Annotated in this window: 14 protein-coding genes; 12 read left to right on the forward strand and 2 right to left on the reverse strand. The window is 76.4% G+C overall.

Translation table 11 applies throughout. From position 1 onward, the window contains the following. Positions 1 to 46 precede the first annotated feature (46 nt). The 3 genes from JOE63_RS06665 (at position 47) to JOE63_RS06675 (ending at position 4865) form a co-directional block, all read left to right on the forward strand. On the forward strand, positions 47 to 1048 hold the full coding sequence (locus JOE63_RS06665; protein WP_374059000.1) for an o-succinylbenzoate synthase: 1002 nt from the start codon (positions 47 to 49) through the stop codon (positions 1046 to 1048). Beyond that, on the forward strand, positions 1045 to 2991 hold the full coding sequence (gene menD / locus JOE63_RS06670; RefSeq protein ID WP_204540115.1) for a 2-succinyl-5-enolpyruvyl-6-hydroxy-3-cyclohexene-1-carboxylic-acid synthase: 1947 nt from the start codon (positions 1045 to 1047) through the stop codon (positions 2989 to 2991). The genes JOE63_RS06665 and menD overlap by 4 nt, the downstream gene beginning before the upstream one ends. 83 nt (positions 2992 to 3074) lie before the next feature. Next, positions 3075 to 4865 (forward strand): S1C family serine protease, encoded by a 1791-nt coding sequence (locus JOE63_RS06675; protein WP_204540116.1) that lies wholly within the window; start codon positions 3075 to 3077, stop codon positions 4863 to 4865. Positions 4866 to 5076: 211 nt separating this feature from the next. Here the strand turns inward: JOE63_RS06675 and JOE63_RS20925 are convergent, their stop codons facing one another. Continuing rightward, positions 5077 to 5580 (reverse strand): GNAT family N-acetyltransferase, encoded by a 504-nt coding sequence (locus JOE63_RS20925; protein WP_204540117.1) that lies wholly within the window; start codon positions 5578 to 5580, stop codon positions 5077 to 5079. Positions 5581 to 5694: 114 nt separating this feature from the next. Further along, a complete protein-coding gene (locus tag JOE63_RS06685) occupies positions 5695 to 7071 on the reverse strand; it encodes an isochorismate synthase (protein ID WP_204540120.1) in 1377 nt (458 codons plus the stop codon). 67 nt (positions 7072 to 7138) lie between these two features. On the opposite strand from JOE63_RS06685, the gene JOE63_RS06690 reads away from it, so the two are divergent. From JOE63_RS06690 to JOE63_RS06730, 9 genes are all read left to right on the forward strand, one after another. Continuing rightward, entirely contained in the window at positions 7139 to 7834 is a 696-nt protein-coding gene (locus tag JOE63_RS06690) for a demethylmenaquinone methyltransferase (protein ID WP_204540123.1), read from the forward strand. 145 nt (positions 7835 to 7979) lie between these two features. After that, entirely contained in the window at positions 7980 to 8522 is a 543-nt protein-coding gene (locus JOE63_RS06695; RefSeq protein WP_087471256.1) for an alternate-type signal peptide domain-containing protein, read from the forward strand. A 10-nt stretch (positions 8523 to 8532) separates the two neighbouring features. Beyond that, entirely contained in the window at positions 8533 to 9075 is a 543-nt protein-coding gene (locus JOE63_RS06700; protein WP_204540126.1) for a hypothetical protein, read from the forward strand. Then, positions 9072 to 9542: a hypothetical protein gene (locus tag JOE63_RS06705; protein WP_204540129.1), complete on the forward strand. Its 471-nt coding sequence runs from the start codon at positions 9072 to 9074 to the stop codon at positions 9540 to 9542. Before JOE63_RS06700 ends, JOE63_RS06705 begins: the two co-directional genes overlap by 4 nt. After that, positions 9535 to 10107 carry a signal peptidase I gene (locus tag JOE63_RS06710; protein WP_204540133.1) on the forward strand — a complete coding sequence of 191 codons (573 nt, stop codon included), beginning with the start codon at positions 9535 to 9537 and terminating at the stop codon, positions 10105 to 10107. The genes JOE63_RS06705 and JOE63_RS06710 overlap by 8 nt, the downstream gene beginning before the upstream one ends. Continuing rightward, positions 10104 to 10799: a hypothetical protein gene (locus JOE63_RS06715; protein ID WP_204540135.1), complete on the forward strand. Its 696-nt coding sequence runs from the start codon at positions 10104 to 10106 to the stop codon at positions 10797 to 10799. Before JOE63_RS06710 ends, JOE63_RS06715 begins: the two co-directional genes overlap by 4 nt. A 277-nt stretch (positions 10800 to 11076) precedes the next feature. Beyond that, on the forward strand, positions 11077 to 12411 hold the full coding sequence (locus JOE63_RS06720; protein WP_087472805.1) for a geranylgeranyl reductase family protein: 1335 nt from the start codon (positions 11077 to 11079) through the stop codon (positions 12409 to 12411). A 106-nt stretch (positions 12412 to 12517) separates the two neighbouring features. Continuing rightward, entirely contained in the window at positions 12518 to 12880 is a 363-nt protein-coding gene (locus tag JOE63_RS06725) for an NADH-quinone oxidoreductase subunit A (RefSeq protein ID WP_047234407.1), read from the forward strand. Positions 12881 to 12936: 56 nt separating this feature from the next. Continuing rightward, the gene (locus JOE63_RS06730; RefSeq protein ID WP_047234408.1) at positions 12937 to 13488 is read left to right on the forward strand and encodes a NuoB/complex I 20 kDa subunit family protein; all 552 of its coding nucleotides are present in this window, start codon (positions 12937 to 12939) and stop codon (positions 13486 to 13488) included. The last annotated feature ends 21 nt before the right edge of the window (positions 13489 to 13509 follow it).

A 13509-nucleotide genomic window follows, 5' to 3' on the forward strand; every position in this document is an offset into this window, starting at 1 on the left:
ACCCCCGGCGACGTGGGACCGCCCGCGGTGGCCTAGCCTGGAACGCGTGCCCGACCCTCTCGAGACCGTCGTCTACCGCACCCCTCTGACCACGCGGTTCCGCGGGCTCGACGCGCGCGACGGCGTGCTGCTGCGCGGGGAGGCCGGCTGGGGCGAGTTCTCCCCGTTCTGGGACTACGACGACGCCGAGTCGGCCGCCTGGCTGCGCGCGGCGCACGAGGCCGCGCACGAGGGCTGGCCGGACGCCGTGCGCGACCGCGTGCCCGTCAACGCCACCGTCCCCGCGGTCGGGCCCGACCGCGCGCGCGAGCTCGTCGCCGCGTCCGGGGGGTGCCGCACCGCGAAGGTCAAGGTCGCGCAGCGCGGGCCGGACGGCGCGCTCGAACCCCTGGGAGCCGAGGTCGCGCGCCTCGAGGCCGTGCGCGACGCGCTCGGCCCGGGCGGGCGCGTGCGGATCGACGCGAACGGCGCGTGGGACGTCGACGAGGCGCTGCGGCGGCTCCCCGCGCTCGACCGCGCGGCGGGCGGGCTGGAGTACGTCGAGCAGCCGTGCGCCGACGTCGCGGGGCTCGCGGCCGTGCGGCGCGGGCAGCGGGGCGACGCCGCGGTACCGGTCGCCGCCGACGAGTCGGTCCGCCGGGCCGCGGACCCCCTCGCGGTGGTGCGCGCCGACGCCGCGGACGTCGTCGTGCTCAAGGTGCAGCCGCTCGGCGGCGTGCGCGCGTGCCTCGACCTCGCCGGGCAGGTCGGCGTGCCCGTCGTCGTGTCGTCCGCGCTCGAGTCGTCCGTGGGCATCGCCGCGGGCGTCGCGCTCGCGGCCGCGCTCCCCGCGCTGCCCTACGCGTGCGGGCTCGCGACCGTCAACCTCTTCGTCGCCGACGTGGCCGACCCGCCGCTCGTGCCCGTCGACGGTGCGCTTCCCGTCGTCCGCCCCGAGCCCTCTGCCGCGGCGCTCGCGGCCACCGCGGCCGACGACGAGACCGACCGGCGCTGGCGCGAACGGCTCGATCGCGTCGCCGGCCTGGTGCTCACGGGGGGTGCGCGATGAGCGCGCCCGCCGGCGCACCGGGCCCCGGCGCCGCCGCACCGCGCGACGGTGCGACCGCGTTCGACCCGCTGCTCGACGGCACGGACGCGCAACCGCCCGCGGTGCGCAGCGCGTTCGCCCTCGTGCACCGCCTCGCGCTCGCGGGCGTCGCCGACGTGGTCCTCGCGCCGGGGTCGCGCAGCGCACCGCTCGCCTACGCGCTCGCGGCGGCGTCCGACCTCGGGCACCTCACGCTGCACGTGCGGGTCGACGAGCGCGCGGCCGGTTTCCTCGCCGTCGGCCTCTCGCGCGGCGCGGGGCCGGTCGTGCACGGCGGCGTCGCGCTGCCCCGGCCGGTCGCGATCGTCACGACCTCCGGGACGGCCGTCGCGAACCTGCACCCCGCGGTGCTGGAGGCGCACCACACGGGCGTCCCGCTGGTGCTCCTCACCGCCGACCGGCCGCACGAGCTGCGGGGCACGGGCGCGAACCAGACGACGCACCAGGCCGGGATCTTCGGACCGGCCGTGCGGTTCGCCGCGGACGTCCCCGCTCCTGACGGCCGCCCGGGTGAGGTGCGCGACCTCGTCGCCGTCGCGACGCGCGCGCTCGCCGAGGCGGTCGGCGCACGCTCGGGGCACCCCGGCCCGGTCCACCTCGACCTCGCGTACCGCGAGCCCCTCGTCCCCGGCGTCGCGGCCGGCATCGACGCGCTCGCCGCGCCGGGTCCCGACCCGCGCGGCGTCCGCGCGGCCGTCGTGCTGCCCGCCGCCGTGCCGTCGGGCCCGCAGCCGCGCGACGACGCCGCGCTCGTCGGCGCGTCGGTCGCGCCCGTCGCCGTGCCGGTCCCCGGCGTGCGGACCGTCGTCGTCGCGGGCGACGGGGCGGGCCGTGTCGCCCGCGACCTCGCCGAGGCGCGCGGCTGGCCGCTGCTCGCGGAGCCGTCGTCGGGGGCGGCGGGCGGCCCGAACCTGGTCGTCGCGCACGCGCTCGTGCTCGGGGTCGACGCGCTCGTGGACGGCGTCGAGCACGTCGTCGTGCTCGGCCGCCCGACGCTCTCGCGGCCCGTGCAGCGCCTGCTCGGGCGGCCCGACGTCGAGGTGAGCGTCGTCGCGCCGGGCGCCGGCCCGTGGCCCGACGCCGCGCGCAACGCGTCGACGGTCCTGACGGCGGTACCCGAGCGGTGGCTCGACCCGCGCCCGGGTACCCCGGACCCGGCCGAGCCCGCGCCAGGGCCGGCGTCGGGCCACGCGACCGACGCGGGGTGGCTCGCGCGCTGGCGCAGGGCGTCGGCAGCGGCCGCGGAGGTCGTCGCCGCGGCGACCGACGGGTCGCTGACCGACGGCCCGAGCGTGGCGCGTGCCGTCGTGAGCGCGTGCGGGCCGGACGACCTGCTCGTGGTGGGGTCGTCCAACCCCGTGCGCGACCTGGCCCTCGTGCTCGGCCTCGACGTCGACGCGCCGCGCGTCCTCGCGAACCGCGGCCTCGCCGGGATCGACGGCACCGTGTCCACGGCGCTCGGCGCGGCCGTCGCCACCGCCCGCCCGCACCGGCGCACGCGCGCGCTGCTCGGCGACCTCACGTTCCTCCACGACGCGGGCGGCCTGCTGCGCGGTCCGCACGAGCCGCACGTCGACCTGCAGCTCGTCGTGGTGAACGACGACGGCGGCTCGATCTTCGCGGGGCTCGAGCCGGGCGGGCTCGGGGAGACGTCGGAGGCGGCGGGCCGCACGTTCGAGCGGGTCTTCGCGACCCCGCACGGGGCGAACCTGGCCCAGCTCTGCGCCGGGTACGGCGTGGACCACCAGCTCGTGCAGGACGTCCCGTCGTTGCGGCACGCGCTGGCCGCACCGAGCCACGGCGTCCAGGTGCTCGAGGTGCGCGTCCCCCGCGCCGACCGGCGCGCGGCGGGCCAGCGTCTCGCCGGGCGCGTCCACGAGGCGGTGCGAGCGGCGCTCGCCTGAACTCGCAGGAAACTCCCAGGCTCGTTCAAGCGTCGTTCAAGCGCGCAGGTGTGAAGTAGTGGGCAGAAACGAGGAGGCCCACCATGACCCACACCCCGGGCACCGAGCCCACCCCCACCACGCCGACCACCGACGCCCCGGCCGCCGCGGCGCCCACGACGCCTGCACCCGCGACCCCTGCGACGACGCCCGCCGCCGCGGAGCGCGCCGCGACGGTCGCCGTCGAGACGCCCACGCAGCCGCTCGCCCCGGTCGGCGCGACGCAGCCGCTGCCCGCGGCGACGAACCCCGTCACGACGCCGACCCCGAGCGCCGCCCCGGCCGCCACCGGTGAGCAGGCGCCCGCGCACCCCATGACGCACCCGACGCAGCCGCTCGCCGCGCCGCAGCACGTGCAGCACGTCGCGCCGCCCCGGCCCGCGCCGTCGGGACACGCGGCCGCGACGCCGATGCCCAACCCGTACGCACGTCCCGCCCAGGGCACCCCCGCCGGCCCGCACGCGCCGTCGGGCGCCTACGGCCCGCCGCCCGCGCCGCCGGTCCCGACCGCGCAGAACGGGGCGGAGTCCCCGAGGCGTCGGCGCACGTGGGTGCCGGTCGTGAGCGCGGCGGCCGCGGCCGCGGTCCTCGCGAGCGTCGGCACGGCCGGTCTCACCGGTGCGTTCAGCCCCGACCAGGACACCGCGTCGCTCGCCGACGTCGGCCAGCACCAGGAGAACACGGCCGCGCCCGTCTCCGACTCGTCCTCGCAGAACCCCAACTGGGAGTCCGTGACGAAGGCCGTCTCCCCGTCGGTCGTCGCGATCCAGGTGCAGACCCAGCAGGGCGGCGCCGAAGGGTCGGGCGTCATCATCGACGACAAGGGCCACGTCCTGACGAACAACCACGTCGTGTCCGGCGCGGAGAACGACACCGTCCAGGTGACGCTCAGCGACGGCCGCCTCTTCGAGGCGAAGATCGTCGGGCTCGACCCGGCGACGGACCTCGCCGTCGTGCAGCTCGTCGACGCGCCCGACGACCTCCAGCCCGCGACGCTCGGCGACTCCGACGACGTGAGCGTCGGCGAGTCTGTCCTCGCGGTCGGCAACCCGCTGGGACTCGCGAACACCGCGACGACCGGCATCGTGTCGGCCGTGGACCGCCCGGTCTCCGCGTCGGGCGAGGACGGCGGCACGTCCGTCGTGACGAACGCCATCCAGATCGACGCCGCGATCAACCCCGGCAACTCCGGCGGCCCGCTGTTCGACGCGCAGGGTCGCGTCATCGGCATCACGTCGTCGATCGCGACGCTGTCGGGCGGCGGCACCCAGTCCGGCTCGATCGGTCTCGGGTTCGCCATCCCCGTGAACCTCGCGAAGTCCATCAGCGAGCAGCTCATCGAGAACGGCACCGCCGAGCACGCGTTCCTCGGCGTGACGCTCGCGGACGCCACCGCGACCGCCGACGGCGTCACGCGCCGCGGCGCCGAGGTCCAGGAGGTGACCGACGGGTCGCCCGCGGCCGACGCCGGCATCCGGTCCGGCGACGTGGTCGTCGAGATCGACGGTCACGCCGTCGGCGGCGCGGAGTCGCTCACGGCCTTCGTCCGCGAGCGCGCCGCGGGCGCGAAGTCCACGCTGACCGTGGTGCGCGACGGCAAGACGCTCGAGCTCGACGTCACCCTCGCGACGCGCCCCGCGGACGACGAGACCACCGGCCAGGGCTCGCCGGACGGTCAGGGCCAGCTCCCGGGCCAGGACGGCAGCCAGGGTGGTCAGGGCCAGCTCCCCGGCCAGGGTGGCGAGCAGGGCGGCGACCAGGGTCAGCAGACCGACCCGACCGACCCGGGCAACGTGCCGAACCCGTTCGACTGGTTCTTCGGCGGCCAGGGCTGACCCTGACGGGCGCCCCGCGAGGGGCGCCCCCGATCTGCGGGGGCGGGTCGTCGTGCCGGCACGCGCGACCCGCACCCCGCGCCACGTCCCGTCGCGACCTCTGACCGCGACGGGCGGGTGACCGGACCGCGGACGTCCCCCCACGGTCGGGCCATCGCAGAGCGGCCGGCACGGATCCCCGTGCCGGCCGCTCGTCGTCGGTGGTGCCCGCTCAGTCGGTGACCGCGACGTCCGGTGCCGACGATGCCTCCACGCGCTTGGTGAAGAAGCCGGCCGTCTCGGCGTAGCCGCCGGAGACGTAGAACTCCTTGGAGAGCCCCGTGGCGAGGCCGACGCGGCGCGCGCCCACCTCCGCCGCCCACTCCTCGGCACTCTCGAGGAGGAGGCGGCCGATGCCCTGGCGGCGGTGCGACGGAAGGACGGCGACCTCCTCGACCCGGCAGACGACGCCGCTGGACGCGAAGGTCAGGTGCCGGTTCGCGAGCAGGTAGCCCACGACCCCGTGGTCGGGCAGCTCGGCCACGGCGAAGTACGTGTCGAGCGCCGCGAGCAGGGGGCCGAAGGACCGCTCGTACGCCTCCCGCTCGGGGTCGTGGCGGGGCAGCTCGAGGACGAGCGGCCACACGGCGTCACGGTCGGCGACGATGGCCCGACGGACGAGCACGCCGGACGGGGCGGCGGGGCGGGGACGGAGAAACTGGGAGGAGTCGGACACCTCCCGAACCTAGCAGCGCCGCGGGCGCCGGGCCCGGTCGTCCGGGTGGCGGTCGAAAGTCGGCGGGGGTGACGTTCCGCACGCCGGCCCGCGGCGGTCGGCGCCCCGCGTCCGTCAGGCCCCGCCGAGCGCGTAGCGCATCGGCTCGAGCTTCGCCTCCGACTCGGCGACCTCGGCCGCCGGGTCGGACGCGGCGACGATCCCGCAGCCGGCGAACAGCCGCACCGACCGGGGGTCCGTCGCCGAGAGCTCCGCCGAGCGCAGCGCGATGCCCCACTCGCCGTCGCCGTCCGCGCCGAGCCACCCGACCGGCCCGGCGTACCGACCACGGTCCATGCCCTCGATCTCGCGGATCACGTCGCGCGCGACGCTCGTCGGCGTGCCGCACACGGCCGCCGACGGGTGCAGGGCCGCGGCGAGCGCGAGGCTCGTCGGCCCGGCCGCCGCACCGCCCGACGAGCCGGGGGCGACCGCTCCCCGCGCGAGGACCGCGGTCACGTCCGACGCGAGGTGCATGACGTTCGGCAGGTGCAGCACGAACGGCGCGTCGGGGACGTTCATCGACGAGCAGAACGGCGCGAGCGCCTGCGCGACCGACCGCACGGCGTACTCGTGCTCCTCGAGGTCCTTCGACGACCGGGCGAGCTGGGCCGCCCGCAGGAGCGCCTCGTCGTCGGACAACCCGCCGCGGCGGATCGTCCCCGCGAGCACGCGCGACGTGACGAGACCCTTCTCGCTGCGGACCAGGAGCTCGGGCGTCGCGCCCACGAGGCCGTCGACGGAGAACGTCCAGCACGCCTCGTACGCCGTCGCCAGGCGGGCGAGCAGCCAGCGCGGGTCGACGGGCTCCGCCGTGTGCGCGACGACGTCCCGCGCCAGGACGACCTTCTCGAGCGCGCCCGAGCGGATGCGCTCGACGCCCTCCGCCACGACCGCGGCCCAGTCGTCGGCCCGCAGCGCGCCGTCGTGCCACGCCACCTCGCCGGGCGACATGACGGGCGCGCGGGGCGTGCGGCGCAGCGCGTCCGTCGGGGAGGACGAGAGCGACCCGGCGGTGTCGACGGTGGTGAGCCACGCCCGGCCGTCGCGCCGGCCGACGACGACGCGCGGCACGACGAGCACCCCGCCCGCGCGGACCGGGTCGTGGGCGTCGTCGCCGGGCGCGGAGTCGTCGAACGCGAACGAGCCGAACGCGACCGGCCCCGTTCCCGGGAGACCGACCTCGTCGCGCACGACCGCACGCGCGAGGGTCTCGTGCCACGCGGCCTCCGCGTCGGCGAACCGGCCGGGCCCCCACGTCTCGAGCCGCAGCGCCTCGCCCCAGCCCACGATCCCGTCGCCCCGCCGCACCCAGGCGAGGGGCCGCACGTCGGGCAGGAGGTCGACGAGGGCGTCCAGTCCGCCGGGCAGGTCGGGGATCCGGGTGGTCCGCACGACGATGCTCGGCCTGGGGTGGGGCTGTGCGGCCGTGGCCGACGGTTCTGCAGTCATCGCCTCCCAGCGTAAGCCGCGCACGCGGGTGCGCCCTGCGGTGCGGGGACGTGGAAGCATGGGCGGCATGCCCCGCGCCAACCTGGACAAGAAGCCCTCCGAGGTCGCGTCGATGTTCGACGGGATCGCCTCGCGCTACGACCTGACGAACGACATCATGTCGTTCGGCCAGGACCGTGCCTGGCGGCGGGCGACGGTGCGCGCGGTCGGCGCGCTGCCGGGGGAGAAGGTCCTCGACCTCGCGGCCGGGACCGGGACGTCGTCCGAGCCGTTCGCCGACGACGGGGTACGGGTCGTGCCCTGCGACTTCTCGCTCGGCATGCTCCAGGTCGGCAAGGAGCGCCGGCCCGACCTGCCGTTCGTCGCCGGTGACGCGACGCGCCTGCCGTTCGCGGACGGGACGTTCGACGCCGTGACGATCTCGTTCGGGCTGCGCAACGTCGTCGACACCGAGGGCGCGCTGCGCGAGATGCTGCGCGTCGTGCGCCCGGGCGGGCGGGTCGTGATCTGCGAGTTCTCCACCCCGACGTGGGCGCCGTTCCGGGTCCTGTACCAGGAGTACCTCGTGCAGGCGCTGCCCCGCATCGCCGCCGCCGTGACGCGCGAGGGCGGCTCGTACGAGTACCTCGCGGAGTCCATCGCGGCCTGGCCCGACCAGGTCGGGCTCGGCCGGCTCCTGCTCCGCGCGGGCTGGGAGAAGGTCGCCTACCGCAACCTCTCCGGCGGGATCGTCGCGCTCCACCGGGGCACGCGCCCCGCCTGACGCCGCCGCCCGGCCCGGGCCCGGACGGCGGCGAGTTCACCCGTCGCGCCCGACGCCTGGGCGAGCCGGTCCACGACGTCCGACCTATCGTCGAAGGACGAGCGCGGCCAACGGGGGCCCGTGCGCGGTACGTAGGGGGCACGACATGGAACGCCTGACCAAGGGTGCGCTGGCGATCGGGGCGGGGGCGCTCCTCCTCCTCGGAGGGGCCGGGACCTACGCGCTGTGGTCCGACTCGCAGGCCGTCGCGGAGGCGGGGGACATCAGCTCCGGTGACCTGGACCTCGCGCTGGGGACGGCCGCCTGGACGCTCAACGGGACCGCGGTCGCGGACGTCACGGCCGTCCGCATCGTCCCGGGCGACGTGCTGGCGCTCAGCCAGCCGATCACCGTGACCGCGATCGGGGACTCGTTGCAGTCGACCCTCGCGGTCTCGGGCACGGACACGCTCACCGGCGACCAGGCGCTCGTCGACGCGCTGGACGTGGCGTTCGTGCTCGACGGCCCGCCGTCGTGGGCGACGGACAACGGCGACGGCACGTTCGCGGTCGCGCCGTCGACGGCCGCCTACCCGGCGGTCGACGCCGACGTCACGCTGACGTTCGACGAGACCACGCCGGACCAGGTCGCGACGAGCTCGGTCGTGAACCTGTCGAGCCTGACGTTCACGCTCGAGCAGCACCTCTGAGAGGCCCGCGGTGGGCATCGTCCGCTCCCGCCGCGCACGGTCGCCCGGTCCGCCACCGGAGCAGGGCCGCGTCCCGCGCGGCCGTGCCGTCGCGCGTGGCGCCGTCGTGCTCGCGCTCGCCGCGCTCCCGCTCTCGGCGGGTGCGGCGTGGGCCACGTGGTCGGCGTCGCAGCCGGTCAGCGGGGCGGACGTGCGGTCGGGCTCGTTCGGCGTCGAGACGTCCTGGCAGACGTTCCCCGACCTCACGGCGATGCTGCCGGGCCAGTCCCGCGACGGCGTGGTCGCCGTCACCCACACGGGCGACGGCACCTGGCGCTATCGGCTCGCGGTCGCGTACGAGGGGGTCGTGCGGCCGACCGTCGCGTTCTACCCCGGGACGACCTGCACGGGGACGGCGCTTCCCGCCGGGACGCTCAGCCCCCAGACGTACGCGCGCGGCGCGACGACGCAGGTGTGCGTCCGCTACACGCTGCCCGCGGGGAGCCCGGGCGAGTGGCAGGGGCAGAGCGCGCAGGTCGCGGTGACGGTGACCATCGAGAGCAGGCCCTCGTGAGGCGCGGCACGAGGCTCCGCGTCGCGGCGGCGCTGGCCGTGGCGCTCGCGCTCGTCGGTGCCCCGGCCGTGGCGTGGTGGACCGCGAGCGGGTCGTTGTGGACGACCGTGTCGGCGGGGACCGTGCCGCCGCCGACGAACGTCCTGTGCGCGAACACGGGGACGTTCGCGGCACGGACCGCGACCGTGACGTGGACCGCGCCGACGCCTGCCCCGGCGCGCTACCGGGTGACGTTCAGCGGTGGTGGTGAGACAGCGACGACCGAGACGACGACGCCGCAGGTCGTCGTCTCGACGACCCTGCTCGGGGGCCTCCTCGAGTCCATCCTCGACCTCCTGCTGGGCGGGCAGCCCCTCCAGGTGCGCGTGCAGGCCGTCCACGCCTCGGGGTGGACCTCCGTCGCCGCGGGGACGGTCGCCGTCCGGAACGCGACGCTGACCGAGGGCGTCGGGATCCGCTGTGTCTGAGCGCCGGCACGCGCGGGACGGCGCGCGGCGGTCCGGGCCGCTCGCCCGGGCGCTCGGCGTCCTCGCGCTCGGGTGCGCCGTCGCGATCGCGCTCGTGGGGGTCGTCGTGCCGCTCGTGCTGGGGGCGACGCCGTACACGGTCCTCACCGGGTCCATGCGGCCGACCTACCCGCCCGGGACGATGGTCGTCGTGCGGCCGGTCGACGTCGAGCGCGTCGCCCCGGGGGACGTGGTCACGTACCAGCTCGCCTCGGGCCGGCCGGAGGTCGTCACCCACCGGGTCGTCGCCGTCGGCGTGGGGGCGGGAGACGAGCGGGTGCTCACGACGCAGGGGGACGCCAACGCGGGCCCCGACCCGGAACCGGTCCGCCCCGTGCAGGTCCGCGGCACGGTCGTCTACGCGGTCCCGCTGCTCGGGTGGGTGAGCTCCGCGGTGTCGGGGGACACGCGCCGCACCGTCGCCGTCGTGGCCGCGGCCGGGCTCCTCGGGTGGGGCGCCTGGCAGGTCGCGGCGGGACTGCGCGAGCGCTCGCGGCGCCGGAGGTCCCCGGCGGTGACGCCGTGAGCCGGGAGCCGGGTCGAGGGGCGCGACGCGCGCTCGCCGGGGTGCTGCTCGCGCTGGTGCTCGCCGGGCCGGGCCAGGCCGCGGTGGGGGCGACGGCGAGCGCCGCGGCGGGCACGGGCGTGGTGCCGGGGGAGGAGGACGCGCTCCGGCTGAGTGCCGACGGCGCGACGTGGACGCCCGGCCTCCCGGCGTCCCTCTTCGGGTCGGACGCGCTCGCCGTGCCGGGGGCGACCGTCGTGCGCGACCTGTGGGTCCGCAACGACGGCCCGACGGCGGCGCGCGTCCTCGTCGACCTCGCGCCCGACGTCGACCCGACGGCCGCCCGGACGGGGCTCGGCGCGTGGCTCGACGTCCGGCTGGACGGCGCGGTGCCGGGCGCCGCGACCTGGGAGGGGCCCGTGCTCGACCCCGGGGAGGTGGGCCGGGTGGAGGTCAGCGTCGCGATGTCCGCGACCGCACCGTCGTCCACGCGCCGCTCGGTCGCCGGGGTGCTGGAGACCGTGCACCTCGTGGGCGTCGCGGACGCCGCCCCGCCGACCGTCCCGGGGGAGCCGCCGTCGACCGGTCCCGGGCTGGCGCGCACCGGGGCGGACGCGTGGGGGATCGCGGTCGCCGCGGCGCTCGCGGCCGGTGCCGGGCTGGTGCTCGCCCGACTCGGGCGGCGGCGCGCGGCGTCGTCCGGCGGTCGCTGACCTGCGGCGACGCGAGCCGGCCGCGCGTTCCGGGAGCCGGGACGGCGCGGAGAGGCTAGGCCATCGGCGGTCCGGGCCCCTTGCCCGCCGGTCCCGAGCCACAGGGCCGGGAGTCGTCGGGCGCGAGGACCTTCGTCACAGGATCTCCCAGGGAAGGGTCGCCTTGCTACACATCCCGCGCCGGGAGTGACTAGAGTGGCGATGTCCATTGTGACCGACTTCACAAGGACCGTGGGTGCGCCGTGTCCCGACCCGGGTCACGGTGGACCACCAGGAGATGTCCCGACGACCGGACGGTGAGGTGAGCACGGTGGGCGCGAGGCTCGACGACGCCGACGTCATCGTCGTGGGCGCGGGTCCGGCGGGCTCCGCGGCGGCCCACTACTGCGCCGCCGCCGGGCTGAGCGTCCTCCTGCTGGAGAAGTCCTCGTTCCCGCGCGACAAGATCTGCGGCGACGGTCTGACGCCCCGCGCGGTGGCCGAGCTCGTGCGCATGGGCGTCCCGACGCGCGCCGAGGACGGCTGGATCCGCAACGAGGGCCTGCGCGTCGTCGCGAGCGGCCGCTCGTGGGAGCTCGCGTGGCCCGACCTCGCGTCCTACCCGAGCTACGGCATGGCCCGCGCCCGCCACTCGTTCGACCGGACCCTCGCCGAGCACGCGCAGCGCACCGGGGCCAAGCTGCTGGAGCGCACCGCCGTCACGGGCCCCGTGCTCGACGAGCGCACCGGCCGCGTCGTCGGCGTCACCGCGCGGCCCGTGGACGACAAGGGACGGCGTGCGGGCGACGAGGTCACCTACCGCGCGCCCGTCGTCATCGCCGCCGACGGCGTCTCGTCGCGCTTCGCGCTCGCGCTAGGCCTCGCGCGACGCGAGGACCGGCCCATCGGCGTCGCCGTCCGCACCTACTTCCGCACCCCCCGCCACGACGACCCGTGGATGGAGTCGCACCTCGAGCTGTGGGACGGCAAGCCCCGCGAGTCCAACCTGCTGCCCGGCTACGGCTGGATCTTCTCGCTCGGCGACGGGACCGCGAACGTCGGGCTCGGCTCGGTGAGCTCGACCCCGGCGCGCCAGTCGGCGGCGAACGTCGACTACAAGGACCTCTTCGCCACCTGGATGCGCAACGCGCCCGAGGAGTGGGAGTTCACCGAGGAGAACCGGCTCGCGCCCGTGCGCGGCGCGGCGCTCCCCATGGGCTTCAACCGGTCGCCGCTGTACACGCGCGGCGTGCTCCTCGTGGGCGACTCCGGCGGCATGGTCAGCCCGTTCAACGGCGAGGGCATCGCGTACGCGATGCAGGCCGGGCGGGCGGCGGCCGACGTCGTCGCCCAGTCGCGCGTGCGGCTCACCGACGGTGGCCGTGAGCGCGCGCTGCAGACCTACCCGCGGATCATGCGCCGCGAGCTGGGCGGCTACTACACGCTCGGCCGGTACTTCGTGAAGCTCATCGAGCACCCCGAGATCATGCGGATCTGCACGCGCTACGGGCTCCCGCGCCCGGTCGTCATGCGGTTCGTCCTCAAGCTCCTGTCCGACTGCTACGAGCCCCGCGGCGGCGACTGGGTCGACCGCGTCATCGCGGGGCTGACGAGGGTGGTGCCCTCGTCATGAGCCCACGAGGTGGGCCCGCAACGACGCGGGCGCTCGCACCACCTGCAGGTCTTCCCGGGCACCGCCCGGGCGTCCCCGTCCCGAGCCCCCACTCGAGGAGTACGCGATGACCAACCCGTACGTACCGCTTCTCGTCCTCATGGGCGTGGCCGCCGTGCTGGCTCTCGGCGGCGTCGCCGCGAGCGCGGTCATCGGCCCCAAGCGGTACAACCGCGCCAAGCTCGACGCCTACGAGTGCGGCATCGAGCCCACGCCCCACGCGATCGGCGGCGGGCGCTTCCCGATCAAGTACTACCTCGTCGCCATGACGTTCATCGTCTTCGACATCGAGGTCGTCTTCCTCTACCCGTGGGCGGTCGACTTCGCGACGCTCGCGACCTTCGGCCTCGTCGCGATGCTCGCGTTCCTGGCGCTCATCACCGTCCCGTTCGTCTACGAGTGGCGCCGGGGTGGTCTCGAGTGGGACTGAGCGACCGACCGACCGTCCGCGGCAGCGGGCTCCGGCGAGAGAACTAGGAGAACACCATGGGGATCGAGGAGGCTCCCTCGGGCTTCTTGCTCACCACGATCGAGGACCTCGCGGGGTACCTGCGCAAGGCGTCGCTGTGGCCCGTGACGTTCGGGCTCGCGTGCTGCGCCATCGAGATGATGGCCGCCGGCGCGTCGCGGTTCGACCTGTCGCGCTTCGGCATGGAGGTCTTCCGGGCCTCGCCGCGCCAGGCGGACCTCATGATCGTGGCCGGGCGCGTGAGCCAGAAGATGGCGCCGGTCGTGCGGCAGGTCTACGACCAGATGAGCGAGCCCAAGTGGGTGCTGTCGATGGGCGTGTGCGCGTCCAGCGGCGGCATGTTCAACAACTACGCGATCGTGCAGGGCGTCGACCACATCGTGCCCGTGGACATCTACCTCCCGGGCTGCCCGCCGCGGCCGGAGATGCTCATCAACGCGATCCTCGCGCTGCACGACCAGATCCAGCACGAGCCGCTCGGCGTGAACCGCAAGGAGGCGGCGCGTGCCGCCGAGGCGGCGGCGCTCGAGGCGACGCCCACGTTCCAGATGAAGGGGCTGCTGCGGTGACGGACGAGAAGACGGGCGGCG

Source organism: Cellulosimicrobium cellulans, from assembly GCF_016907755.1.
In the GTDB taxonomy this organism is placed as follows: Bacteria; Actinomycetota; Actinomycetes; order Actinomycetales; family Cellulomonadaceae; genus Cellulosimicrobium; species Cellulosimicrobium cellulans_D.

Coding starts and splice junctions, on each gene's coding strand:
- JOE63_RS06690 (WP_204540123.1), top strand. CDS start 7,139: ATGCCCCGCGCCAACCTGGACAAGAAGCCCTCCGAGGTCGCGTCGATG.
- JOE63_RS06725 (WP_047234407.1), top strand. CDS start 12,518: ATGACCAACCCGTACGTACCGCTTCTCGTCCTCATGGGCGTGGCCGCC.
- JOE63_RS06720 (WP_087472805.1), top strand. CDS start 11,077: ATGTCCCGACGACCGGACGGTGAGGTGAGCACGGTGGGCGCGAGGCTC.
- JOE63_RS06695 (WP_087471256.1), top strand. CDS start 7,980: ATGGAACGCCTGACCAAGGGTGCGCTGGCGATCGGGGCGGGGGCGCTC.
- JOE63_RS06730 (WP_047234408.1), top strand. CDS start 12,937: ATGGGGATCGAGGAGGCTCCCTCGGGCTTCTTGCTCACCACGATCGAG.
- JOE63_RS06675 (WP_204540116.1), top strand. CDS start 3,075: ATGACCCACACCCCGGGCACCGAGCCCACCCCCACCACGCCGACCACC.
- menD (WP_204540115.1), top strand. CDS start 1,045: ATGAGCGCGCCCGCCGGCGCACCGGGCCCCGGCGCCGCCGCACCGCGC.
- JOE63_RS06685 (WP_204540120.1), bottom strand. CDS start 7,071: ATGACTGCAGAACCGTCGGCCACGGCCGCACAGCCCCACCCCAGGCCG.